The following is a 23630-nucleotide window of genomic DNA, read 5'->3' on the forward strand; positions in this document are numbered from 1 at the left end:
CATCAACCCGGCACTTCCCGGCGGAAGTGCCCGTATGGGCAATTTTTCATCATGTCAGTCTTCACCCCCGTGACCCGGCCTGAGCTGGAAACCTTTCTGGCGCCGTACGAGCTGGGCCGTCTGCTCGACTTCCAGGGCATTGCCGCCGGTACCGAGAACAGCAATTTCTTCGTCAGCCTCGAACAGGGGGAGTTCGTCCTGACGCTGATCGAGCGTGGGCCCAGCGAGGACATGCCGTTCTTCATCGAGCTGCTCGACACCCTGCACGCCGCCGACATGCCGGTGCCCTATGCCATTCGTGACCGCGACGGCAACGGCCTGCGCGAGCTGTGCGGCAAGCCGGCATTGCTGCAGCCCAGGCTGTCGGGCAAGCACATCAAGGCCCCCAACAACCAGCACTGCGCCCAGGTCGGCGAGCTACTGGCACACATTCACCTGGCCACCCGCGAGCACATCATCGAGCGCCGCACCGACCGCGGCCTGGACTGGATGCTGGCCTCGGGTGCCGAGCTACTGCCACGCCTGACTGCAGAGCAAGCCACATTGCTGCAGCCGGCGCTGGACGAAATCAGCGCACACAAGGCGCAGATTCTGGCCTTGCCGCGGGCTAACCTGCATGCCGATCTGTTCCGCGACAACGTGATGTTCGAAGGCACCCACCTGACCGGTGTGATCGACTTCTACAATGCCTGCTCCGGGCCGATGCTGTATGACATCGCCATCACCGTGAACGACTGGTGCCTGGATGAGCAGGGCGCGGTAGATGTACCACGCGCCCAGGCGCTGCTGGCAGCCTATGCGGCACTACGGCCGTTCACTGCAGCCGAAGCCGAGCTGTGGCCGGAAATGTTGCGGGTAGGCTGCGTGCGGTTCTGGCTGTCGCGCCTGATTGCGGCCGAGTCGTTTGCCGGGATGGATGTGATGATCCACGATCCGGGCGAGTTCGAAGTGCGTCTGGCGCAGCGCCAGCAGGTGGCTTTGCACCTGCCGTTCGCTCTGTAGACCGCGTCTGCTTCTTCGCGGGTGAACCCGCTCCCACAGGGATAGCGACAGCCTTGAGGCCTGTGCAGTACCTGTGTGAGCGGGTTCACCCGCGAAGGGGCCGGGACAGGCTTACAACTGTTCCAGGCAGCCTGCCAGGTCACCGCCCAGTTTCTCGAGCAAGCGCTCATACCCTTTGCCATCCACCGGATCGGTGCCGCCCAGGGCATCCAGCTCGGCCAGGCGCACCGGCAACCCGGCAGTCAGGGTCTCGGCCAATCGCGGCCGCAGTGGCGGCTCGCTGAACACGCAGGTCTTCCCTACTTCCTGCAGGCGCTGGCGCATGGCCGCCACATGTTGCGCCCCAGGCTGCACCTCGGACGCTACGCTGAACACGCCCGCGTGCTTCAAGCCATATTCAGCCTCAAAATAATCGAAGGCTTCATGGAAGACGAAGTACGGCTTGCCGGCAATACCTGCCACACGCGCCTTGATACGCCCGTCCAACGCATCCAGGCGTCCATCGAAGGCCTTCAGGTTGCGCTGATAGCGAGCCGCATTGGCCGGATCGACCTGGGCCAGGTCAGCTGCCATTTTTGCTGCGATTACTCGCGCATTGACCGACGATAGCCACAAGTGTGCATCAAGACTGCCTGGGCGGTGATCATGGTCGTGGTCGCTGTGGTCTTCTTCCTCGTGGGAATGGCTGTCCTCGCCAAAGTGGCGCAGCTTCATGCCCGGCAGCGACTGCACAGCCACTGTGGCCTTGCTACGGCTTCCCAGCACACGCGGAAGGAAGTTCTCCATGTCCGGGCCGATCCAGTACAGCAGGTCGGCATCGCCTACCCGCCGCACGTCGGAGGGGCGCAGCGCATAGTGGTGCGGTGAAGCCCCGGGCGGCAGCAACACTTCAGGGCTGCCAACACCATCCTGCACGGCAGCGGCAATCTGCTGCAGGGGCTTGATACTGGTGAGCACACGCACGTCGGCCTGCGCGGATAATGCGATGAAAGCGACAAACAGAACCAGGAATCGGGACACGGTGAATACTCGAGTCGTCAGAAACAGGTAACATAATAACGTCTCTGTCCGGAACCGTCGCTGCCCATGTCCATCACACCGCTGGCCAACCGTCCTCACGACCACTCCCATTGCGTACACAGCGCACTGGCTGAAGCCGACGCCTTGTGCACCCGCCAGGGCCTGCGCCTGACCGCCCTGCGCCGCCGTGTGCTGGAGCTGGTGTGGCAGAGCCACAAGCCGCTGGGTGCCTACGACATCCTCGCGGTGCTCAGTGAGCAGGACGGCCGCCGCGCCGCGCCGCCCACGGTGTACCGCGCGCTGGACTTCCTGCTGGAAAACGGCCTGGTGCATCGCATCGCGTCGCTCAACGCTTTCATCGGCTGCAGCCACCCCGAGCACGTGCACCAAGGCCAGTTTCTGATCTGTCGGGCCTGCCATGTGGCCATCGAGCTTGAACAGAGCAGCATCAGCGAGGCCATCATCAACAGCGCCAAAGGCGTGGGTTTCACGGTCGAGACCCAGACCGTGGAAGTGGTCGGCCTGTGCGGTAGCTGCCGGAGCGCGGCATGAGCGACGCCCTGATTCGCCTGGAGCAGGTCGGCGTCACCTTTGGCGGCGAGTCGGTGCTCGACAGCATCGACCTGTCGGTCGCCCCAGGCCAGATCGTCACCCTGATTGGCCCCAACGGGGCGGGCAAGACTACCTTGGTGCGCGCCGTACTTGGCCTGCTCAAGCCACATCGCGGCAAGGTATGGCGCAAGCCCAAGCTGCGGATTGGCTACATGCCCCAGAAGATTCAGGTTGATGCCACACTGCCGCTGTCGGTGCTGCGCTTCCTGCGCCTGGTGCCAGGTGTAGACCGCGCGGCAGCCTTGTCGGCGCTGCAGGAAGTGGGCGCCGAGCAAGTCATCGACAGCCCGATCCAGACTATTTCCGGCGGCGAAATGCAACGCGTGCTGCTGGCCCGCGCCTTGCTGCGCGAACCCCAGTTGCTGGTGCTCGACGAACCGGTACAAGGAGTAGACGTAGTCGGCCAGACCGAGCTTTACAACCTCATCACCCGCCTGCGTGACCGCCACGGCTGCGGCGTGCTGATGGTGTCCCACGACCTGCACCTGGTCATGAGCGCCACCGACCAGGTGGTGTGCCTGAACCGCCACGTATGCTGCTCGGGCCACCCCGAGCAAGTCAGCGGTGACCCGGCGTTCGTCGAACTGTTCGGCAAGACCGCACCGAGCCTGGCCATCTACCACCACCATCACGACCACAGCCACGACCTGCATGGCTCGGTGGTCGCCCCTGGCACCCATGTTCACGGAGAGCACTGCAAGCATGGCTGACTTTCTTCTCTACGCCTTGCTTGCCGGCTTGTCCCTGGCACTGGTTGCAGGCCCACTGGGCTCCTTCGTGGTATGGCGGCGCATGGCCTACTTTGGCGACACCCTGTCTCACGCCGCCCTGCTCGGTGTAGCCCTGGGTTTCGCCTTGGATGTCAGCCCGGCACTGGCGGTAACCGTGGGCTGCCTGTTGCTGGCGATTCTGCTGGTGACATTGCAGCAACGCCAGCCGTTGGCCTCCGACACCCTCCTGGGCATCCTGGCCCCCAGCACCTTGTCGCTGGGCCTGGTGGTGCTGAGCTTCATGCACGATGTGCGCATCGACCTGATGGCTTACCTGTTCGGCGATCTGCTGGCCATCAGCCCAACCGACCTGGCCTGGATCCTCGGCGGCAGTGCACTGGTCCTGCTGCTGCTCGCTATGCTGTGGCGGCCGCTACTGGCAGTTACCGTGCACGAAGAGCTGGCCATGGTCGAAGGCCTGCCCGTGGCCAGCCTACGCATGGCGCTGATGCTGCTGATTGCAGTGGTGATTGCAGTTGCCATGAAAATCGTTGGCGTGCTGCTGATCACCTCGCTGCTGATCATCCCTGCGGCTGCGGCACAGCGGCACGCCCGCTCACCAGAGCAAATGGCCCTGGGTGCCAGCCTGCTGGGCGTCACCGCGGTCTGCGGCGGTCTGGCCATGTCCTGGTTCAAGGACACCCCCGCCGGGCCGTCGATCGTGGTCTGCGCCGCGGTGCTATTCTTGCTGAGCCTGGCCCTGCCAAAACGCTGAGAGGCAGGGTGTGTGCAGGCACACCTTGCAACCTTTGGCCGGTAAAGGGTCTGTAAGGCCTATTTTCGAGCGTGCGCACCTGGGTGTAGACTTGCTCGCTTTTTGCGCAAATAGAGAGTCGCAGGAATGAAGCCGTTCGCCTCCCGTTATCTGCTTGTTGCCGCGTTTTCCCTGATCCTGGCTGCCTGTTCCAATGCGCCGGTCGACCAGGCCACCGCACCTGCCCAAGCAGATGCCTGGCAGCAGTTGCAACAGAACATCGCCAGCAATGAGCTGGCTACCGCCGAAGACCAGCTTGCAGCACTGCAGGCCCAGTCGCCGGATGATGCACGCCTGGAGCAATACCAGCGCCAACTGGCCGAAGCCTACTTGCAACGTAGCCAGATCGTCCTGCAGAAGGGCGATGTGAACGCGGCAGCTACCGCGCTGGCCCGTGCCCGGGCACTGATGCCGCAGGCGCCAGCGGTGACCGGCGGGGATGCTGTGACCCAGGCCCGCAAGGCCGAGCTGGAAAAGGCGGAAGCTGCGCTGAAAGCCGCCGAAGCCAAGCCCAAGGCACGCATCATCGACCCGACAGCGCCAAGTACCGTGGTGGCCTTGAAGACCACTGACAGCCGCGCGCTGCGCCGCCAACTGGACGACATTGCCGCCGATGTGGTGAGTTACCAGTGTGAGGTGGTATTCCAGGTGCCGCGCACCGGAGATGCGCCTTGGCTGAAGACCTTGCTGGAAAAGCGCGTGCGCAAGATTGACAGTGGGTTTGAGCTGAAGCAGAAGCATCAGATCCAGCGCTCGCTGCCGGCACAGGTGGTGCTGGTCCCGCATCGGCAGTAAAAGCTTCGCGGTTAAACCCGCTTCTACAGAAGGAGCGGGTTTAACCGCGAAAAGGCCTTATCAGGCAGGAACAGCTTCAGCAGCCGCTTCCCGTTCCCACACCCGGTGGCCTTCAACCGCTTTGACAAAGGCATCCATTGCCTTCTGCTCATCCCCGAGCAACAGCCCCTTATCCTCCTTGAGCCCCAACGCTTTCACCAATTCCTTGGTCAGCACCAGCGCCTTCAGGTGCTTGTATCCCTCCAGCAAGAAGTGCTTGGCCAATCCGCTAGCCGCCAGTGCATCCGTAGAAGCCTTGCCCGCAGGCACGACAATCCCGTCAAACATGATCGAAGGCATCCCCTCCATCGACGCCGCTACCGGCAGTTGCTTGCCATCCGCCGCCTTCACCGGCGCCGAGGTCGGGCCCAGCAGCATCGGCCGGGCACTGTGCGCTTCCAGGGCTTTGACCAGTTTGTCTACGCTGGCAGCGTCCACGCCATCTGCCACCAGCACGGCAATCTTGCGCCCCTTGATACCCACCGAACCTGGGTGGTTCATCTGGCTCAACGCAGGCGATTGCGCCGGCTGGCTACCCTTTACCTGCACCGTACCCGCTTTCGGCGCGGGGAGGCCCAGGTTGGCCGCAACCGCCGCCGCCAGCTTCAAGTCGATGTTGGCGAGAATGTCATTCACTTCCCGGGCGCGGATATGTTCACGCTCGACTTTGCCCAATTCGAAACTGTAAGCCTTGATGATGTGCTGTTGCTCAGTCGGGCTCATGCTCTGGAAGAACAGCCGAGCCTGCGAGAAGTGATCGCCGAACGACTCACTGCGCTGGCGAATCTTGTGCGCATCAATACGCTCCTGATAGCTCTCGAAACCGCCGTCTTGCGCCGCAGGCGGGGTTTCCTTCGGCCAGCCGCCGTCAATCGAGTTGGGTTCGTAGGACGCCCGCCCCCTGTGCACGACGTGCTGGTGCAGCGCATCACGCTGGTTGTTGTGGTTCGGCGATACCGGCCGGTTGATCGGGATCTGGTGGAAGTTCGGCCCACCCAGGCGGCTGATCTGGGTATCGGTGTACGAGAACAGTCGGCCCTGCAGCAGCGGGTCGTTGGTAAAGTCGATACCCGGCACGATATGGCCCGGGCAGAACGCCACCTGTTCGACCTCGGCAAAGAAATTGTCCGGGTTGCGGTTGAGCACCATCTTGCCCAGCGGCGTGACGGGCACCAGTTCCTCCGGGATGATCTTGGTCGGGTCCAACAGGTCGAAATCGAATTTGTGTTCGTCGGCCTCAGGCACAATCTGCACGCCCAGTTCCCATTCCGGGTAGTCACCGGTTTCGATGGCTTCCCATAGGTCACGGCGCTGGAAGTCGGTGTCCTTGCCCGCCAGTTTCTGGGCTTCGTCCCACAGCAGGGAATGCACGCCCTGGCTTGGTTTCCAATGAAACTTGACGAAGCTGGCCACGCCCTTGGCATTGATCAGGCGAAAAGTATGCACGCCAAAGCCTTCCATCATTCGAAGGCTGCGCGGGATGGCGCGGTCAGACATGGCCCACATGACCATATGAGCCGACTCCGGCACCAGCGAGACGAAATCCCAGAAGGTGTCATGAGCCGAACCGCCGGTAGGTATCTCGTTGTGTGGCTCTGGCTTAACCGCGTGGACAAAATCGGGAAACTTGATGGCATCCTGAATGAAAAACACCGGCATGTTGTTGCCGACCAAGTCGAAATTGCCTTCATCTGTATAGAATTTGACGGCAAAGCCCCGCACATCTCGCACCGTGTCGCCAGAACCGCGTGGGCCCTGAACCGTCGAGAAGCGGACAAAAACCGGGGTGATCTTTTCCGGATCTTGCAGGAAGCCGGCCTTGGTCAGCTCGGCGTGGTTGCCATAGCTCTGGAAGAACCCGTGTGCCCCGGTACCGCGGGCGTGCACGATGCGCTCGGGGATACGCTCATGGTCGAAGTGGGTGATTTTCTCGCGCATGATGAAGTCTTCAAGCAGCGACGGCCCGCGATCACCCGCCTTGAGGGAGTTCTGGTTGTCAGCAATGCGCACGCCTTGGTTGGTGCGCAGCGCATGCCCGGTCGCATCGCTGCGGTCGGCCTCCAGGCTCTGCAGCTTGGCATTGGTGTTGGCCCGGTCGGGGGTCTGGGTACCGGCGGCCTCGCTGTGCTTGGGCGCATCCGTTTTCTTGCTGGGCATGATCGGCTCTCCTCATCAGTCTTAAGGCGTGCCCGTTCAGGGCTTGTGCAAGTAGTGACTGGAGGGCGTTGCCGAGCGTTCAATCAGGATTACCGGTTGTCGCGATATGCCCGATGGATTGGTACATGACGAAATAAATGCTAAGAACAGCTATGGGAAAAGGCTAAAATGCGCGACCCCAGCTAACCGCTGACCCAAATTTCAATGCGCCCCACAAGGTTCGCTACGTGATCGAGTTCCAACAGGTACATAAAACCTACCGCGTTGCCGGTAGGGAAATCCCCGCACTGAATCCGACCAGCCTGACCATCGAAGATGGCCAGGTGTTCGGCCTGATCGGCCATTCCGGCGCCGGCAAAAGCACCATGCTGCGCCTGATCAACCGCCTGGAGGAACCCTCCGGCGGCAAGATCATCGTCGACGGCGAAGACGTCACCGCGTTCAACGCCAGCCAGTTGCGCGGCTTCCGCCAGCAGGTCGGGATGATTTTCCAGCACTTCAACCTGCTGGCCTCCAAGACCGTCGCCGACAACGTCGCCCTGCCGCTGGCCCTGGCCGGGGAGCTGTCGCGCAGCGAAATCGACAAGCGCGTCACCGAGCTACTGGCTCGCGTTGGCCTGTCGGACCACGCCAAGAAGTACCCGGCACAGCTGTCCGGTGGCCAGAAGCAGCGCGTCGGTATCGCCCGCGCCCTGTCGACCAACCCGAAGATCCTGCTATGCGACGAGGCCACCAGTGCCCTCGACCCGCAAACCACGGCCTCAGTCCTGCAACTGCTGGCCGAGATCAACCGTGAACTGAAGCTGACCATCGTGCTGATCACCCACGAGATGGACGTGATCCGCCGTGTCTGCGACTGCGTGGCAGTGATGGACGCCGGTAAGATCGTCGAGCAAGGCTCGGTGGCCGAGGTGTTCCTGCACCCGCAGCACCCCACCACCAAGCGCTTCGTCCAGGAAGACGAGCAGGTCGACGAAGGCGAGCAGCGCGACGACTTTGCCCACGTTCCAGGCCGCATCGTACGCCTGACCTTCCAGGGCGACGCCACCTACGCGCCGCTGCTGGGCACCGTGGCCCGCGAAACCGGTGTCGACTACAGCATCCTCGCCGGGCGTATCGACCGCATCAAGGATGTCCCCTATGGCCAGCTCACTCTCGCCCTGATCGGCGGAGACATGGAAGCGGCGTTCGCCCGCTTCAAGGCAGCTGACGTACATATGGAGGTAATGCGTTGATGGACGCCCTGAGTTTCTTCGCCAACGTCGACTGGGCCGAGATCTGGCTGGCCACCGTCGATACCATGATCATGCTGTTCGGCTCGCTGTTCTTCACCGTGCTGCTGGGCCTGCCACTGGGTGTGCTGCTGTTCCTCTGCGGGCCAAAGCAGATGTTCGAACAAAAAGGCGTCTATGCGCTGCTGTCGCTGGTGGTCAACATCCTGCGCTCGCTGCCATTCATCATTTTGCTGATCGTGATGATCCCGATCACCGTGCTGATCACCGGTACCTCGCTGGGCGTTGCGGGCGCCATCCCGCCGCTGGTAGTGGGTGCCACGCCGTTCTTTGCGCGCCTGGTTGAAACCGCCCTGCGTGAAGTGGACCGCGGCATCATCGAGGCCACCCAGTCAATGGGTGCCACCACCCGCCAGATCATCACCAGTGCGCTGCTGCCGGAGGCCCGTCCGGGCATCTTCGCGGCCATTACCGTAACCGCCATTACCCTGGTTTCTTACACCGCCATGGCCGGTGTGGTGGGTGCCGGTGGCCTTGGCGACCTGGCTATCCGCTTCGGCTACCAGCGTTTCCAGACAGATGTGATGGTAGTGACCGTGGTACTGCTGCTGGTACTGGTTCAAGTACTGCAGAGCGTGGGCGACAAACTGGTCGTGCATTTTTCCCGTAAGTAACCCCAATGGGGTCGGCCTGGCCGACCCGTTCGGGGGCCGTCGCGGCCCTCACAAGGAGTGATCAATGAAGAAGCTGCTTGCTGTCGCTGCCGCTGTCGCGGCCTTCTCGGCCCAGGCCGATACCCTCACCGTCGCCGCCACCCCGGTGCCGCACGCCGAGATCCTCAACTTCGTCAAACCACAACTGGCGAAAGAAGGCGTAGAGCTGAAGGTCAAGGAATTCACCGACTACATCCAGCCGAACGTGCAGGTGGCCGAAAAGCGCCTGGACGCCAACTTCTTCCAGCACCAGCCTTACCTGGATGAGTTCAACAAGGCCAAGGGCACAAACCTGGTGAGCGTGACTGGCGTGCACATCGAGCCACTGGGCGTGTATTCGACCAAGATCAAGAAGCTCGACGAGCTGTCCTCCAGCGCCACCGTGGTCATCCCCAACGACGCCACCAACGGCGGCCGCGCCTTGCTGCTGCTGGACAAGGCTGGCGTGATCAAGCTCAAGGACAACAAGAACATCCTGTCGACCGTGAAGGATGTTGCCGAGAACCCGAAAAACGTGAAGTTCCGTGAGCTGGAAGCCGCCACCATCCCGCGCGTGCTGACCCAGGTAGATGCCGCCCTGATCAACACCAATTACGCGCTGGAAGCCAAGCTGAACCCGGAAAAAGACGCGCTGGCCATCGAGGGCAGCGACTCGCCTTACGTGAACATTCTGGTTGCCCGCCCGGACAACAAGGACTCGGACGACATGAAGAAACTGGCGGCTGCACTGCACTCGCCAGAGGTGAAGCAGTTCATCATCGAGAAGTACAAAGGCGCTGTGGTTCCGGCGTTCTGAGCCGAACTATCACGCTGGACTCTTCGCGGGTAAACCCGCCCCTACACCCATCGTTGTAGGAGCGGGTTTACCCGCGAAGCTTTTGGGGCTGACTCAATCCCGCTTGACCAGCCCCGGCAGCTGCGCCCCCAGCTTCTGGTTGTTGAACGGCGCCCGAATGAACCCGCGCTGCCGCCCATCCGGCCCGACAATCGCCAGGTTACCGCTGTGATCCACGGTATACCCCGGCTTGCTGGTGTCCGCAGGAATGAACGGAATGCTCAAGGCATTGGCCAGCTTCTGGGTATCCTCGATCGACCCCGCCACCCCGACAAAGTCCTTGTCGAAATAGCCCAGATACTGCTTCAGCTGGTTCGGCGTATCGCGGTCAGGGTCCACACTCACCAACACCACCTGCAGCCGGTCGACGGCATCCTTGGGCAGCTCGCTCTTCACCTGGCGCAGCTGGGCCAGGGTGGTCGGGCAGATATCCGGGCAGTAGGTGTAGCCAAAGAACAGCAGCGACCATTTGCCCTTGAGGGCATCCATCTGCACCGGCTGGCCGTCCTGGTTGGTCATGGTGACATCGGCCACGGCGCGGCTCTGCGGCAGCAGGATGATGCCCGCATCGATCAGTTCGGCAGGGTTGGGCTGGTCACGACCATTAAGCACCTTGTTGACGGTAAGGCCCATGATCAACGCGACCAGGGCAACGAGGATGAAGACGGTTTTCTGGGTTCGGGTCATAGGTTCAGCAACAGGTAGTGGTCAAGAAGCAACGCAATGAACAGCGCGAACAGGTAGCCGATAGAGTACTTGAAGGTGCCGATCGCTGCGTGCGGCCGGCTGCTACGGTACAACACCCAGGCCCAATGCAGGAAGCGCAGGCCCAAAGCCAGGGCACAGGCCAGGTACAGCGGGCCACTCATGTGGATGGCATACGGGAGCAGGCTCACTGCCAGCAAGACCAGGGTGTACAGCAGGATATGCAGCTTGGTGTAGTACTCGCCGTGGGTCACCGGCAACATCGGGATATCGGCCTTGGCGTATTCCTCCTTGCGGTGGATGGCCAGCGCCCAGAAATGCGGCGGGGTCCAGGCAAAAATGATCAGCACAAGCAGCAAGGGTTCGGCGCTGACATGGCCGCTTACCGCCACCCAGCCGAGCAACGGTGGAGCGGCTCCGGCCAGGCCACCGATGACGATGTTCTGGGGCGTGGCGCGCTTGAGAAAGCCAGTGTAGAGCACCGCATAACCGAGTAATGAGGCCAGGGTCAGCCAGGCGGTGAGGGCGTTGGTGAACACAAGCAGCAGAACCATGCCCAACAGGGCCAGGGCCAAGGCGAACAACAGCGCCGGCAGGGGCTCGACTCGGCCTTGGGCCAAAGGCCGTTTGTGGGTGCGCGCCATCAACGCATCGATGCGCCGATCCACCACATGATTGACCACCGCTGCGCCACCCGCGCACAGGCCGATGCCCAGGTTGCCGAACAACAGCACGCTCCAGCTGACGCCCGCCCGGGTGGCCAGGAACATGCCCGCCAGCGAGGTGATCAGCATGAGCACCACCACCTTGGGCTTGGTCAGCTCAAGGTAATCGCGCCAGCGAGCCCGTCGTACGCTTAGAAGCGTCGCCACGAGTCGTTCCTCATATGATGGGAAATGCCCACCCCGACCACGGGCCGCAGACGCCAGCCATGGCCGACGCCCACTCGAACCTTGTCGACCACTCGAATGCGGTAGTTCACCAGCACCATGCTCAGCAGCAGCATCGCCCCGCCGGCATTGTGCGCAACAGCCACCGCCAGCGGCAGGTGGAACACCACATTGCTGATGCCCAGGCCCACTTGCAGGGCCAACGCCAGCAGCACCAGCCGTGCCAGGCCGGGGAGACCACAGCGGTGCAACTTCCAGCTGAGCATCAGCAGCACGCCGGTCACCAGCAGCGCGCCCAGCCTGTGGCTGATGTGGATGGCCGTACGCGCATCACTGTCCAGCTGCCCGCCAAGGTAATTGGGCCCGACGTGTTGGGTCAGGTGGAAGCCGTTGCTGAAGTCCGCCGCTGGCCACCACTGGCCATGGCAAGTCGGCAGGTCGATGCAGGCCACGGCGGCGTAGTTGGCGCTGACCCAACCGCCCAGGGCGATCTGGCCGATTACCACCAGCAGCGCCAGCGCAGCGATCCGGCGCAGGCTCAGCGGCAGTTTCGGCAAGGGCGCAAAGGCCCGGGACAGACGCAGAGACAACAGGAACAGCAGGCTCAACGTGGTAAAGCCACCCAGCAAGTGCGCCGTGACCACCTGCGGCCATAGCTTCAGGGTGACGGTCCACATACCGAAGGCTGCCTGGGCCAGCACCACACCCAGTAGCAGCATGGGCAGGCGATAAGGCTGCCCATCGCGGGCATGCCGGCGCACCGCCTGAAAGGCGAGCAGGGCGATCACCACGGCCAGGCTACCGGCGAAATAGCGGTGGACCATTTCGGCCCAGCCCTTGGCAGCCTCCACCGGGTGCTCAGGAAAGTGCAGCTCGGCATGGGCCAACTGCGCGTCACTCTTGGGCACGCTGATAAAGCCATAGCACCCTGGCCAGTCGGGGCAACCGAGGCCGGCGTGGGTCAGGCGGGTATAGGCACCAAGCAGAACGACCAGCAGTGCCAGCAGCGTAGCGAACACAGCAAGGCGAAATCCAGGTCTGGCCATGGCAGGCTCCTAGCCGATATTGGACAGCTTGAGCAGGTGGCGCAGGTCATCCAGCACATGCTTGCCGTTGACCTTGCCGTCGTAGCGCAGCACCAGGTTGCCGTGCGGGTCGACGATCCACAGCTGCGGGCCGGGCTCGACAACCTTCTGCTGGTAACGTTGCGCATCCAGCGGGTAGCGCTGCAACTGCGGGTACTCGCGGCCGAGCAGTGCCTGGTAGTCGGCACTCAGCGGCTGGGCGGCGGCCAGCGCGTGGCTGGCGCGGCTGGCATCACGCCCCAGCCCGACCTGAATCTGCCGAGCCAGGTACACCAGGCGCTGACAGTCTTCGGTGCAAGCCTGGGGTGCGCTGACCAGCAACTGCCAGCGATCGTCCTGCCCCGCCACGCCGAGATCGGCACGGCTTTCCCCATTGCCAATCATGGAGCCATGGTAGCTGCGGCCTTCCGGCACCCAGAATTTGAGCTTGTACATGCTGGTGGCCAGAACCATCGGCCCAAGCACCACCAGCAGGATAAGCAACAGCTGCAAACGCCCACGGGCTCTGGGTTTGCTACGTTCATGCGCGTCCAGTGGAGTGGCGGTGGCCATGGCGTTTCTCCTTGTTTTGGTGCCAGCCGAAGAAGAGGTAGAGCAGAACCAGAGCGGTCGCCAGGGCAAACCACTGCACGGCGTAACCCACGTGTTTTTCGGGGCTCATGGCGACAACCGGCCAGTCCAGGCGATAGCTCGCCGGGCCCGGCTCCAGGCGCAATTCCTGGGCGAAGCCCTCGCGATCAAGCTGTTGCCATAGCAGCGCGGCATCGATAGCGGTCAACAGATGTGGCCATTGCCCGCCGATGGGGTCTGGGTGCAGCTGGAAGGTGCTGCCAGGCGCGACATACACAGAGGCATCCAGCGCCAAGGCCTGGGCAGGGGTTTCGAAGTGCACCGGCACCCGGCGGTCCAGCCATGGCAGCCAGCCACGATTGATCAGCAACCACAGGCCGCTGGCTTGGTCGTGAAAGGGCTGCAGCAGCTCGACACCGGCTTTGCCGTCGCGCATGCGGTTGTCCAGCAGCACGCTGTGCTCGGCGTCGAAGCGGCCATACAAATGCACGCGGCGGAAGGCGTTGTCTTCTTTCGAGAGGAGCTGGGCGGTGGTGATCGGCGCTTCAATCCGCCGTTCTGCATAAGTGGCCAGCAGCACGCGCTTTTCCTCGGCACGGCCGAGTTGCCAGCAACCAAGCGCAATCAGCCCCGGCAGCAGCGTAAGCACTACCAGCGTCGGTACCCAGCCTGGGCGAAACGGCCTCACGGGCGCCTCGCTATACTTATCCACATCACCGCATCCCCCCGGAGTAACGCCATGCTCAAGGCCGCGATTGTCCTGATGCTGTTGGCCACCATTGCCAGCCTGTTCAGTGGCCTGGTGTTTCTGGTCAAAGATGATGAAAACTCGACCCGTCTGCTCAAGGCCCTGACCGTACGGGTAACCCTGGCAGCCCTGACCATAGGCCTGGTCGCCTGGGGTTTGATCAGCGGTCAACTGGTCTCCCACGCCCCTTTCTGAAGTTCTCAACCGCCCCTACAGCGTTCTCGTGTTCACAACACATAGACAAAGATGAACAACCCCACCCACACCACATCGACGAAGTGCCAGTACCAACTGGCCGCCTCGAAGCCGAAGTGTTTTTCCGGGTTGAAATGCCCGCGCAGAATGCGCACGAACATCACAATCAGAATGATCGTGCCCAATGTCACGTGGGCACCGTGGAAGCCGGTAAGCATGAAAAACGTCGCACCGTAGATCCCTGAGCCCAGTGTCAGTCCCAGCTTGGTATAGGCCTCGTGGTACTCGAAGGCCTGCAGCGCGATAAAGCTGATGCCCAGGACAATGGTCAGCGCCATCCAGAATTTCAGTGGGCCGCGGTGGTCACGGCGCAAGGCGTGATGGGCAATGGTGATTGTCACACTGGAACTGACCAGCAGGATGGTGTTGATCAGCGGCAAGTGCCACGGGTCGATCACTTCCTTGGGCGGCGGGAACAGCTTGGGGTCGGGGGTGTGCAGCAGCGGCCAGGTGAATTCGAAGGTTGGCCAGAGCATATGTGCAACACCTTTGGCCCCTTCGCCACCCAGCCACGGCCCCGCCAGTACGCGCACATAGAACAGCGCACCGAAGAAGGCCAGGAAGAACATCACTTCAGAGAAGATGAACCAGCTCATGCCCCAGCGGAACGAGCGATCCAGCTGCGGGCTGTACAACCCGGCGCGGCTCTCCTTGACCACTGACCCAAACCAGCCGAACAGCATGTAGGCCAGAAACAACGCACCCACGAAGAAGATCAGCGGCCCGTGCGAATCCGGGTGGCCCGCCTTCATGTCGTTGAACCAGGTGCCCAGGCCAAACACCGTGATGAACATGCCGATGGTGGCGATGATCGGCCATTTGCTCTGCGCCGGAACGTAGTAGTGCTCATGACTTGCCATTGCTGTTCTCCTTCCCTTAACGGGAGCCCTGGACGTCCTGCGCCGCAACGTGCGCGACCGGCGGGTGGCGAGCGGTGATGTCGAACAAGGTATAGGCCAGTGTCAGTTGCTTCACGCTGGCCGGCAGGTCGCGGTCGACGATGAAGCGCACCGGCATCTCGATGCGTTCGCCGGGCTGCAGCACCTGCTGGGTAAAGCAGAAGCACTCGGTCTTGTGAAAGTAGGCCGCGGCCTCGGCCGGGGTAATGCTGGGTATTGCCTGTGCACTCATCGGCCGGTCGGTCGGGTTGTGGGCAATGAAGATCATCTGGTTCACCGCCCCCGGGTTGACCTCCAGCTGGTCGGCAGTGGAGTAGAAGTCCCAGACCATGTCGCCGGCATTGGTCGACATGAACTGCACCCGCACCGCACGCGTCGGGTCGCTGACCTGGCTGCCTTCGTATTGGCCGCCGGTCTTGCCGTTGATACCGAAGGCTTTGCACATCACGTCGTAGATCGGCACCAGCGCGAAGCCGAAGGCGAACATCACCACCGTCAGCATCAGCAGGCGCGTTACCAGGCGTTTCAGCGACAGGCCGTTCATGGCAGGTTCCTATTTCACTTCCGGGGGTGTCTGGAAGGTGTGGTAGGGCGCAGGTGAGGGTATCGACCACTCAAGGCCCTCGGCGCCATCCCAGGGTTTGGCCGGTGCCGGCGCGCCACCGCGGATGCACTTGATGACAATGAACAGGAAGAAGATCTGCGTGGCACCAAACATGAACGCGCCGATCGACGACACCATGTTGAAATCGGCGAACTGCAGGTTGTAGTCGGGGATGCGCCGCGGCATGCCGGCCAAACCTACGAAGTGCATGGGGAAGAAGGCCATGTTCATGCCGATGAACGACAGCCAGAAATGCAGTTTGCCGAGGGTTTCGTCGTACATGTGGCCGGTCCATTTCGGCAGCCAGTAGTAGGCCGAGGCGAAGATGCCGAAAATTGCACCAGGCACCAGTACGTAGTGGAAATGCGCCACCACGAAGTAAGTGTCGTGGTACTGGAAGTCCGCCGGGGCGATCGCCAGCATCAGCCCGGAGAATCCGCCGATGGTGAACAGGATGACAAAGGCGATGGCGAACAGCATCGGCGTTTCGAAGGTGAGCGAACCTTCCCACATGGTGCTGACCCAGTTGAATACCTTCACCCCGGTGGGCACGGCAATCAGCATGGTGGCGTACATGAAGAACAACTCGCCGACCACCGGGATGCCTACCACGAACATATGGTGGGCCCAGACGATGAATGACAGGAAGGCGATGGCGCCGGTGGCGTACACCATCGAGGTGTAACCGAACAGCGGCTTGCGCGAGAACGCCGGGATGATCGAGCTGACCGCACCGAAGGCGGGCAGGATCATGATGTAAACCTCAGGGTGACCGAAGAACCAGAACACATGCTGGAACAGCACCGGATCACCGCCACCTGCGGCACTGAAAAAGCTGGTACCGAAGTGGATGTCCATCAGCATCATGGTTACCACGCCGGCCAGCACCGGCATCACCGCAATCAGCAGGAACGCGGTAATCAGCCAGGTCCAGACGAACAGCGGCATTTTCATCAGGGTCATGCCAGGGGCACGCAGGTTGAGGATGGTGGCAATCACGTTGATCGCCCCCATGATCGAGCTGATACCCATCAGGTGGATGGCGAAGATGAAGAAGGTGACGCTGGCTGGCGCATAGGTGGTGGAAAGCGGCGCGTAGAACGTCCAGCCAAAGTTCGGCCCTCCGCCCGGGCTGAACAAGGTCGATACCAGCAGCAGGAAGGCCGCCGGCAGCAGCCAGAAGCTGAAGTTGTTCATCCGTGGCAGTGCCATGTCAGGTGCGCCGATCATCAGCGGGATCATCCAGTTGGCCAGGCCGACGAAGGCCGGCATCACCGCGCCAAAAACCATGATCAGGCCATGCATGGTGGTCATCTGGTTGAAGAACGCCGGCTCCACGATCTGCAATCCCGGCTGGAACAGCTCGGCGCGGATCACCATGGCAAACGAGCCACCGAGCAGGAACATGATGAAACTGAACCACAGGTACATCGTGCCGATGTCTTTGTGGTTGGTGGTCAGTACCCAGCGCATCAGGCCCTTGGCCGGGCCGTGCGCATGGTCGTGGCCGTGGGCGTGGTCGTCGATCACTGCACTCATGTCCTGTCTCCTGCAATCCAATGATTGCCGCGAGTAACCCGGTTCACTTGGCTTCTGCCTGCTTCAGCGCCAGCACGTCCTTCGGCGTGACCATGTCGCCTTTGTTGTTGCCCCAGGCGTTGCGCTCGTAGGTGACCACAGCGGCGATGTCGACTTCCGACAACTGCTTGCCGAAAGCGGCCATGGCCGTGCCGGGCTTGCCATGGAAGACAATGCTCAAGTGGTCTTCCTTGGGCCCGGTGGCAATCTTCGAGCCTTTGAGCGCCGGGAACATTGGCGGCAGGCCCTGGCCTTCGGCCTGGTGACAGGCCACGCAGGTGGTGTGGTAGATCTTGTCGCCTCGTTCCACCAGCTCGTTCAGGGTCCATTCCTTGCTGGTCAGCTCCTTGAGCTTGGCGGCTTCAGCCTTGCGCTCGCCCAGCCAGGTCTCGTAATCGGCCTTGGACTTGACGTCGACCACCACCGGCATGAAGCCGTGGTCCTTGCCGCACAGCTCGGTGCACTGACCACGGTAGATGCCGGGCTTTTCGATACGGGTCCAGGCTTCGTTGACGAAGCCCGGGATGGCGTCGCGCTTGACCGCGAAGGCCGGCACCCACCAGGAGTGGATCACGTCGGCAGCGGTGACCAGAAAGCGCACTTTCGCGCCCACCGGCAGCACCAGCGGCTGGTCGACTTCCAGCAGGTAATGCTCATCCTTGGGTGTCTTGTTGTGGATCTGGTCGACGGGGGTAGCCAGGTTGCTGAAGAATTCGACGTCCTGGCCCAGGTACTTGTAATGCCATTTCCACTGGTACCCAGTGACCTGGATGTCGATGTCCGAATCACTGGCATCGTAGATGTCGATCAGCGTCTTGGTGGCCGGGATGGCCATGGCCACCAGGATCAGGAAGGGGACTACGGTCCAGAGGATTTCCACCCAGGTGTGCTCGTGGAAATGCGCAGCCTGCTGGCCGGTGGAGCGGCGGTGGATGACCATTGACCAGAACATCGCGCCAAACACCACGATGCCAATGATCACGCAAATCCAGAAGATAGTCATGTGCAGGTCGAAGACGGCGTTGGAAACTTCCGTCGCCCCTGGGTGCATGTTCACGGTCCAGGCGGCGTTCGCCTGACCAAAAACCGACCACAACAGGAGGCCCATCCAGACATGTGGATGTCGCATCATTGCGGGTTCCCCTTCTAATTCTTGTTGTCCCGGAGGCGTGGCCTGCGGCAAGAGGGAACGGCGGTCAAGACTGCCTGGCTTCGACGACCGAGCCCCTGCTAAAAGCAGTCGGGCCTCATCAACGAATCACGTTCAACGGGAGTATAGACAGCGACCAATGGCACGCAATGACGCCTGTGAAATGAACTTCACGAAATGGCTGAATGGCCTGAAAACCGCGTGCTTGACAGGGCATGGCGCAATAATGGCACAGCCATATGCCTGATAGCGCACACGTTTGCGTGGCTTATAACAAATACGTCTTAGGTATTCTGTATACCGAGCTAATTTAGTGTCTTCCGTTTGAAACGTAATGTCCCTGGAGTTGTCATGAACATCGCTGCTGTACGCGAGCAGGTAAGCCAAGCCCATCAACATGAAGGCCAGACCGGCCAATTGAAACAGCGTCTCGAGCTGCAACTGCCCCACCTGCACCCCTCGATCCAACTGCCTGAGCAGGACGCCCAGGGTACTTTGGCGCGCTTCGTCAGCGCCTACATCGATCAGGTTCCGGAACTGCTGGAGGCCGCCCACGAGGTCGCCCGCGAGGCCGGTATCGAAGCCCAGATCAAACCGGTACTGAAAATTGCCGAGGCCTACTTCCTGCAGCCACCCAGTGTGATGCAAGGGCATGTGGGCCTGGACTGCCTACTGGATGAGGCCTACCTGGCGCACCGCTTGGTGGAAGAGGTGAATGACTTGTACATCCGCCACTTCCAGCAGCCGTTGATCCCGGTCGATACCACGGTCGCCAACCTGATTGCCCACCAGTTGATTGGCGAAAGCTTTGCCAACCAGCTGGATGAAGTGGTGCACCACTCGGTCGACGAAATGCTCAATGACGAGAGCTTTGCGGTTGAATCGGTGGAGGCTTATCGAGAGAAGCTGAGCAGCCCGGCAACTGGCGAGGCCTGGAAGCGCTGGCCGTGCCTGTCGCGCCAGCTGGGTGTGGAGCTGGGTCAGCCGGCCTGATATACCTGTCACGGCGTAGGTGCATCGGTGGTTCGGCGCAGGCCGTCGTAGGAGCGGGTTTACCCGCGAAAGGGCCGGCCCTGCTGGCCAATCTCCACCCGCCGATCACCGTTGCCGCCGCTACCGTATTCGCGGGTAAACCCGCCCCTACACACGCATCAGTGGTTCGCCACAGGCCGTCGTAGGAGCGGGTTCACCCGCGAAAGGGCCGGCCCTGCTGGCCAATCTCCACCCGCCGATCACCGTTGCCGCCGCTACCGTATTCGCGGGTAAACCCGCCCTTACACACGCATCGGTGGTTCGCCACAGGCCGTCGTAGGAGCGGGTTTACCCGCGAAAGGGCCGGCCCTGCTGGCCAATCTCCACCCGCCGATCACCGTTGCCGCCGCTACCGTATTCGCGGGTAAACCCGCTCCTACGCCCCAACCCCCGCTGTAGTCCGCAACCGCCCCTCGATCCGACGCTTCAGGCGCCGCTGCTCTATCAGCAACCGTGATCCATTGGCAGAATTGCTGCGGCTCCAGTCCTCCAGCAACTCAAGGCACGAGTGGTCGATATAACTCAGGTTACCCAGCGGGACGTGCAACGTGGTGCCCGCCGGAACGCTATCAAGCACCTGGGTCAACGCCGGCACCTTGAGGAACGTCGCCGCACCGCTGAGCCGCAGCTCCATATGCCCCGGCTTCTCCAGGCTGACCAGGTTGATCTTCAGCCGCGCAGCCTTGAACGCCAGTTTCAGCAAGGTCAGGGCAAAGCCAAGCAGTACCCCAGTCAACAGGTCGGTAAAGATGATCGCCAGCGCCGTCGCCGCATAGGTGAACATCGGCATGCGGCCATAACGGCCTAGCCCACGAAACGCTTTGAAGTCGACCAGCTTGAGCCCGGTAAACACCAGCACACCCGCCAGGCTCGCTACCGGTATCTGTTGCAGCACGCTACTAAGCGCCACCACGAACGCCAACAGCCATAGGCCATGGAAAATCGCCGAGGCCCGGGTCTGCGCTCCGGCCTGGACATTGGCCGAACTGCGCACGATCACCCCGGTCATCGGCAAGGCGCCCAGCACCCCGCAAAGTATGTTGCCAATGCCTTGGGCTGAAAGCTCACGGTCAAAATCCGAGCGCTGACCACTGTGCATGCGATCGACCGCTGCTGCCGACAGCAGGGTTTCGGCGCTGGCGATGAAAGCCAGGGCAAAGGCGGCGACCAGCAGAGCAGGGTCAGCCAGTTGCATCAGGTCACCCGGGCGAATCCAGTCAATGGCCTCGGTCAGGTCTGCCGGCACTTGCACGCGGTTTACCGGCAGGACCAGCCACATGCTGATGGCGGTCATGCTTGCGACGCCAAGCAGGGCACCCGGCACAAAGCGCAGCCGCTGCGGCCGAAGGCGCTCCCAGCCCCACATGATGGCGATGGTCCCCAAGCCTAGCGCACCGGCCATCCAGCCTGAGCCAACGCTTTCCTGTGGCAAGGCTGCCGCCACGGTTGTCGGGAACGCCAGCAGGTTCTGCAGGCCTGACGGTTGCGGCGCCGTGTCGAACATCACATGCACCTGAGACAGCACGATCAACACGCCAATCCCCGCCAGCATGCCGTACACCACCGCCGGCGCAGTGACGCGGAACCAGCAGCCCAGGCGCAGGCGCCCGGCCAGTAACTGCAGCAAGCCGGCCAACAGCAGGATAGGCCCAAGCATGGCCATGCCGTGCTGGCGTACCAGCTCGAACACCAGTACCGCCAGACCAGCAGCAGGGCCGCTGACCTGTAGCGGCGATCCGGCAAGGAACCCGACGACAATGCCGCCGATAATCCCAGTAATCAGGCCTTTCGCCGGTGGCATGCCCGAGGCGATCGCAATGCCCATGCACAACGGCAGGGCCACCAGGAAGACCACCACCGACGCCAACAACTCACGCGGCAGGGCCGCTTTCAACTGTGTAATGTTCACCGTGTTTCTCCTTTCTCTAGTCGCACGGCCATTCCCCTGGCCGTGGGCACGTTTGCCCCTGACAAGCGCGCAGGCGCGGGCCGCCAGCGAGCACGCCGGCAGGGCAGTCAGGGAATTCAAGGCAGCCGAAGGCCGCGCCACACCCCTGCAGGGTGCAGCCGGCTATCAAGGTTCTAGCGGCGGACGGGTCGCTTAGTAGCGGCCTCTCGGAGTGGCGCAGGGAACGGGTTCACCCGCGGCCAAGGGCAGGAAGCTGTCGCTGGCGGCGTCGTAGGCTTCGATCTTGCTGGTCTCGATGTCGTACACCCAACCATGAATGAACAGCTCACCGGCTGCCAGGCGCGAGGCCACCGAAGGATGGGTGCGCAAGTGATGCAGCTGGGCGATGACGTTCTCTTTGGTCAGCACTTGCATCGTCTCGTGTTCGCTGCCGCAGGAGCAGTTGTTCTCGACCACGGTGCGGGCCACTTCAGCGTGGCGCAACCAGGCGCCAACGGTAGGCATCTTGGTCAGCGACTGCGGGTTGAGTACCGCACGCATGGCGCCGCAGTCGGAGTGGCCACAGATGATGATGTGGTGCACTTTAAGCGCCATCACGGCGTACTCGATGGCGCTGGAAACGCCCCCGTTCATCTGGCCATAAGGCGGTACCACGTTACCCACGTTACGGGTTACGAACAGGTCGCCTGGCGAGCTTTGGGTGATCAGCTCGGGAACGATGCGCGAATCGGCACAGGTGATGAACATGGCGCGTGGTGTTTGCGCGGTGGCGAGCTTCTTGAACAGCTCTTGCTGATCAGGGAAAACATCATGGTGAAAGCGCAGGAAGCCGTCGACGATGTGCTTAAGGGCAGCATCGGCGCTTTCCGCGGGGACCTGCGGTACGACCTTGGATGGGTCCTTGACGGGCATGATTCATCCTCTTGACGGTGTGTAGGTAAATCCATTTTACCGGTGAAAGATTCAGGCTATGCACGGTTTTAGATGACACGCACGGGCCATAGATCACAGTCGGTGTGGACTTATTACCTACGCTAGCGGGGAAAACTTAACTGAAACTTAATTAGAAGGCTCTAGAACGGGCGTTCCAGAGAAAAAGACGGGAGTTGGATAATAGCAAAAAAACATCAGCTGCCAATATGTATTAGCGCAATTATTGGTTGTTATTAGTAGCGTTGTGAGCAATGCGCAGCCCCTGTGTGAGCGGGTTCATGTCAGAACAGCGCCATTTGCCCACCCGGCGGGCAGAACGCCGAGCAATCCAGCGCCTGCGCCTCGCGCCCTTCGAAATCCAGCCGCTTCATTGCCTTGGCAAAGCGCTGCGCCAGCAACTCGGCAAACACCCCTTCGCCACGCATGCGCACGCCGAACCGGCTGTCATACAGCGCGCCACTGCGGCTCTGGCGGATCAGGCTCAACACATGCGCCGCCCGCTGCGGGTAATGGTCCTGTAACCACTGCTCGAACAACGGCGCCACTTCCAGCGGCAGGCGCAGCATCATGTAGGCCGCACTCTGTGCGCCAGCCTCCCTGGCCGCCTCCAGCAGGCGCTCCAGTTCACTGTCGTTGATCATTGGAATCATCGGCGAACACAAAACACCCACCGGTACGCCCGCTTCACGCAATACCCGGATGGCCCTCAACCTCGCACCGGGTGAGGCCGCTCGGGGTTCGAGCACGCGCTTGAGGCCGTCGTCCAATGTGGTCAGGCTGATCATCACCCGTGCCAGGCGCTGGCGGGCCATCTCGGCCAGCAGGTCGAGGTCGCGCAGCACCAGTGAACCCTTGGTGACAATGGTCACCGGATGACGAAAACGCAGTAACACTTCAAGCAAGCGCCGGGTCAATAACTGTTCCCGCTCGATCGGCTGGTAGGGGTCGGTGTTGGAGCCCAGATTGATCGGCGCGCACACGTAGCCTGGTTTGCTCAATTGCTGTGCCAGCACCTCGGCGGCGTTGGTCTTGGCAATCAGTTTGGTCTCGAAATCCAGGCCGGGAGAAAGGTCCCAGTAGGCGTGCGAGGGGCGGGCATAGCAGTAGATGCAGCCATGCTCGCAGCCACGGTAAGGGTTGATGGAGCGATCGAAAGGGAGGTCGGGTGAAGTGTTGCGGCTGATCACCGACTTGGCTGTCTCGATCCGCACCTCGGTGCCCTGGGTTTGCGGCACTTCCTGGTACCAGCCATCATCTTCCGCCACCGAATGACCAGGGGCAAAGCGGTTGTGTGGGTTGTGCGCCGTGCCACGGCCCTTTTGCGGTGCTGGAGGAATCATGGC

Annotated in this window: 24 protein-coding genes; 10 read left to right on the top strand and 14 right to left on the bottom strand. The window is 61.9% G+C overall.

All coding sequences use genetic code 11. The features are described from left to right. The first annotated feature begins 51 nt into the window (after positions 1–51). Positions 52–1002, top strand: a complete 951-nt coding sequence (locus tag INQ47_RS04815; RefSeq protein ID WP_252459049.1) for a homoserine kinase — start codon at positions 52–54, stop codon at positions 1000–1002. Between the two features lie 111 nt (positions 1003–1113). On the opposite strand, the gene INQ47_RS04820 is transcribed toward INQ47_RS04815, so the two are convergent. Beyond that, positions 1114–2022, bottom strand: coding sequence for a zinc ABC transporter substrate-binding protein (locus INQ47_RS04820; RefSeq protein WP_404701246.1), 909 nt, complete (start codon positions 2020–2022; stop codon positions 1114–1116). A gap of 66 nt (positions 2023–2088) precedes the next feature. Here INQ47_RS04820 and zur point away from each other — a divergent pair, with 66 nt between their 5' ends. From zur to INQ47_RS04840, 4 genes are all read left to right on the top strand, one after another. Beyond that, positions 2089–2574 carry a zinc uptake transcriptional repressor Zur gene (gene zur, locus INQ47_RS04825; protein ID WP_021784598.1) on the top strand — a complete coding sequence of 162 codons (486 nt, stop codon included), beginning with the start codon at positions 2089–2091 and terminating at the stop codon, positions 2572–2574. Beyond that, a complete protein-coding gene (gene znuC, locus INQ47_RS04830) occupies positions 2571–3344 on the top strand; it encodes a zinc ABC transporter ATP-binding protein ZnuC (protein ID WP_404701247.1) in 774 nt (257 codons plus the stop codon). The genes zur and znuC overlap by 4 nt, the downstream gene beginning before the upstream one ends. Beyond that, positions 3337–4119 carry a zinc ABC transporter permease subunit ZnuB gene (znuB, locus tag INQ47_RS04835; RefSeq protein ID WP_404701248.1) on the top strand — a complete coding sequence of 261 codons (783 nt, stop codon included), beginning with the start codon at positions 3337–3339 and terminating at the stop codon, positions 4117–4119. The genes znuC and znuB overlap by 8 nt, the downstream gene beginning before the upstream one ends. A 126-nt stretch (positions 4120–4245) precedes the next feature. Beyond that, on the top strand, positions 4246–4953 hold the full coding sequence (locus tag INQ47_RS04840; protein ID WP_103469512.1) for a PA5502 family lipoprotein: 708 nt from the start codon (positions 4246–4248) through the stop codon (positions 4951–4953). Positions 4954–5013: 60 nt separating this feature from the next. On the opposite strand, the gene katE is transcribed toward INQ47_RS04840, so the two are convergent. Continuing rightward, positions 5014–7149: a catalase HPII gene (gene katE / locus INQ47_RS04845; RefSeq protein ID WP_404701249.1), complete on the bottom strand. Its 2136-nt coding sequence runs from the start codon at positions 7147–7149 to the stop codon at positions 5014–5016. 227 nt (positions 7150–7376) lie between these two features. Between katE and INQ47_RS04850 the strand changes: the two genes are divergently transcribed. The 3 genes from INQ47_RS04850 (at position 7377) to INQ47_RS04860 (ending at position 9890) form a co-directional block, all read left to right on the top strand. Beyond that, a complete protein-coding gene (locus tag INQ47_RS04850) occupies positions 7377–8384 on the top strand; it encodes a methionine ABC transporter ATP-binding protein (protein WP_021784593.1) in 1008 nt (335 codons plus the stop codon). Further along, positions 8384–9055, top strand: coding sequence for a methionine ABC transporter permease (locus INQ47_RS04855; protein ID WP_404701250.1), 672 nt, complete (start codon positions 8384–8386; stop codon positions 9053–9055). The genes INQ47_RS04850 and INQ47_RS04855 overlap by 1 nt, the downstream gene beginning before the upstream one ends. 64 nt (positions 9056–9119) lie before the next feature. Further along, positions 9120–9890: a MetQ/NlpA family ABC transporter substrate-binding protein gene (locus INQ47_RS04860; protein ID WP_404701251.1), complete on the top strand. Its 771-nt coding sequence runs from the start codon at positions 9120–9122 to the stop codon at positions 9888–9890. A gap of 93 nt (positions 9891–9983) precedes the next feature. Here the strand turns inward: INQ47_RS04860 and INQ47_RS04865 are convergent, their stop codons facing one another. The 5 genes from INQ47_RS04865 to INQ47_RS04885 are packed head-to-tail and all read right to left on the bottom strand — an operon-like array spanning position 9984 to position 13867. Then, positions 9984–10616, bottom strand: a complete 633-nt coding sequence (locus INQ47_RS04865) for an SCO family protein (RefSeq protein WP_274147927.1) — start codon at positions 10614–10616, stop codon at positions 9984–9986. Beyond that, positions 10613–11506: a heme o synthase gene (gene cyoE, locus INQ47_RS04870; RefSeq protein WP_021784589.1), complete on the bottom strand. Its 894-nt coding sequence runs from the start codon at positions 11504–11506 to the stop codon at positions 10613–10615. Before cyoE ends, INQ47_RS04865 begins: the two co-directional genes overlap by 4 nt. Next, positions 11491–12570 carry a heme A synthase gene (locus INQ47_RS04875; RefSeq protein ID WP_404701252.1) on the bottom strand — a complete coding sequence of 360 codons (1080 nt, stop codon included), beginning with the start codon at positions 12568–12570 and terminating at the stop codon, positions 11491–11493. The genes cyoE and INQ47_RS04875 overlap by 16 nt, the downstream gene beginning before the upstream one ends. A 9-nt stretch (positions 12571–12579) precedes the next feature. After that, positions 12580–13161, bottom strand: a complete 582-nt coding sequence (locus INQ47_RS04880) for a hypothetical protein (RefSeq protein WP_404701253.1) — start codon at positions 13159–13161, stop codon at positions 12580–12582. Continuing rightward, positions 13130–13867 (bottom strand): SURF1 family protein, encoded by a 738-nt coding sequence (locus INQ47_RS04885; RefSeq protein WP_404701254.1) that lies wholly within the window; start codon positions 13865–13867, stop codon positions 13130–13132. The genes INQ47_RS04880 and INQ47_RS04885 overlap by 32 nt, the downstream gene beginning before the upstream one ends. 51 nt (positions 13868–13918) lie before the next feature. Here INQ47_RS04885 and INQ47_RS04890 point away from each other — a divergent pair, with 51 nt between their 5' ends. Further along, positions 13919–14122: a twin transmembrane helix small protein gene (locus INQ47_RS04890; RefSeq protein WP_003253030.1), complete on the top strand. Its 204-nt coding sequence runs from the start codon at positions 13919–13921 to the stop codon at positions 14120–14122. A 32-nt stretch (positions 14123–14154) separates the two neighbouring features. Here INQ47_RS04890 and INQ47_RS04895 read toward each other — a convergent pair whose 3' ends face one another. From INQ47_RS04895 to coxB, 4 genes are read right to left on the bottom strand one after another with little or no spacing between them, the layout of a single operon-like run. Further along, entirely contained in the window at positions 14155–15042 is an 888-nt protein-coding gene (locus INQ47_RS04895) for a cytochrome c oxidase subunit 3 (RefSeq protein WP_003253033.1), read from the bottom strand. Positions 15043–15058: 16 nt separating this feature from the next. Continuing rightward, a complete protein-coding gene (locus tag INQ47_RS04900) occupies positions 15059–15625 on the bottom strand; it encodes a cytochrome c oxidase assembly protein (protein ID WP_404701255.1) in 567 nt (188 codons plus the stop codon). Positions 15626–15634: 9 nt separating this feature from the next. Continuing rightward, on the bottom strand, positions 15635–17224 hold the full coding sequence (gene ctaD / locus INQ47_RS04905; RefSeq protein WP_003253037.1) for a cytochrome c oxidase subunit I: 1590 nt from the start codon (positions 17222–17224) through the stop codon (positions 15635–15637). A gap of 43 nt (positions 17225–17267) precedes the next feature. Continuing rightward, on the bottom strand, positions 17268–18395 hold the full coding sequence (gene coxB, locus INQ47_RS04910; protein WP_404701256.1) for a cytochrome c oxidase subunit II: 1128 nt from the start codon (positions 18393–18395) through the stop codon (positions 17268–17270). A gap of 369 nt (positions 18396–18764) precedes the next feature. Between coxB and INQ47_RS04915 the strand changes: the two genes are divergently transcribed. Beyond that, the gene (locus INQ47_RS04915; protein ID WP_404701257.1) at positions 18765–19406 is read left to right on the top strand and encodes a hypothetical protein; all 642 of its coding nucleotides are present in this window, start codon (positions 18765–18767) and stop codon (positions 19404–19406) included. A gap of 415 nt (positions 19407–19821) precedes the next feature. Here INQ47_RS04915 and INQ47_RS04920 read toward each other — a convergent pair whose 3' ends face one another. The 3 genes from INQ47_RS04920 to INQ47_RS04930 all read right to left on the bottom strand — a co-directional run bounded on the left by INQ47_RS04920 (position 19822) and on the right by INQ47_RS04930 (position 23627). Next, positions 19822–21354: a SulP family inorganic anion transporter gene (locus INQ47_RS04920; protein WP_404701258.1), complete on the bottom strand. Its 1533-nt coding sequence runs from the start codon at positions 21352–21354 to the stop codon at positions 19822–19824. A gap of 192 nt (positions 21355–21546) precedes the next feature. After that, positions 21547–22266 (bottom strand): carbonic anhydrase, encoded by a 720-nt coding sequence (locus INQ47_RS04925; RefSeq protein ID WP_003253046.1) that lies wholly within the window; start codon positions 22264–22266, stop codon positions 21547–21549. Positions 22267–22568: 302 nt separating this feature from the next. Then, positions 22569–23627, bottom strand: a complete 1059-nt coding sequence (locus INQ47_RS04930; RefSeq protein ID WP_404701259.1) for a PA0069 family radical SAM protein — start codon at positions 23625–23627, stop codon at positions 22569–22571. Between the last annotated feature and the right edge of the window lie 3 nt (positions 23628–23630).

Origin of the sequence: Pseudomonas sp. 3HC3 (genome assembly GCF_044904505.1) — a bacterium.
Lineage (GTDB): Bacteria > Pseudomonadota > Gammaproteobacteria > Pseudomonadales > Pseudomonadaceae > Aquipseudomonas > Aquipseudomonas putida_Y.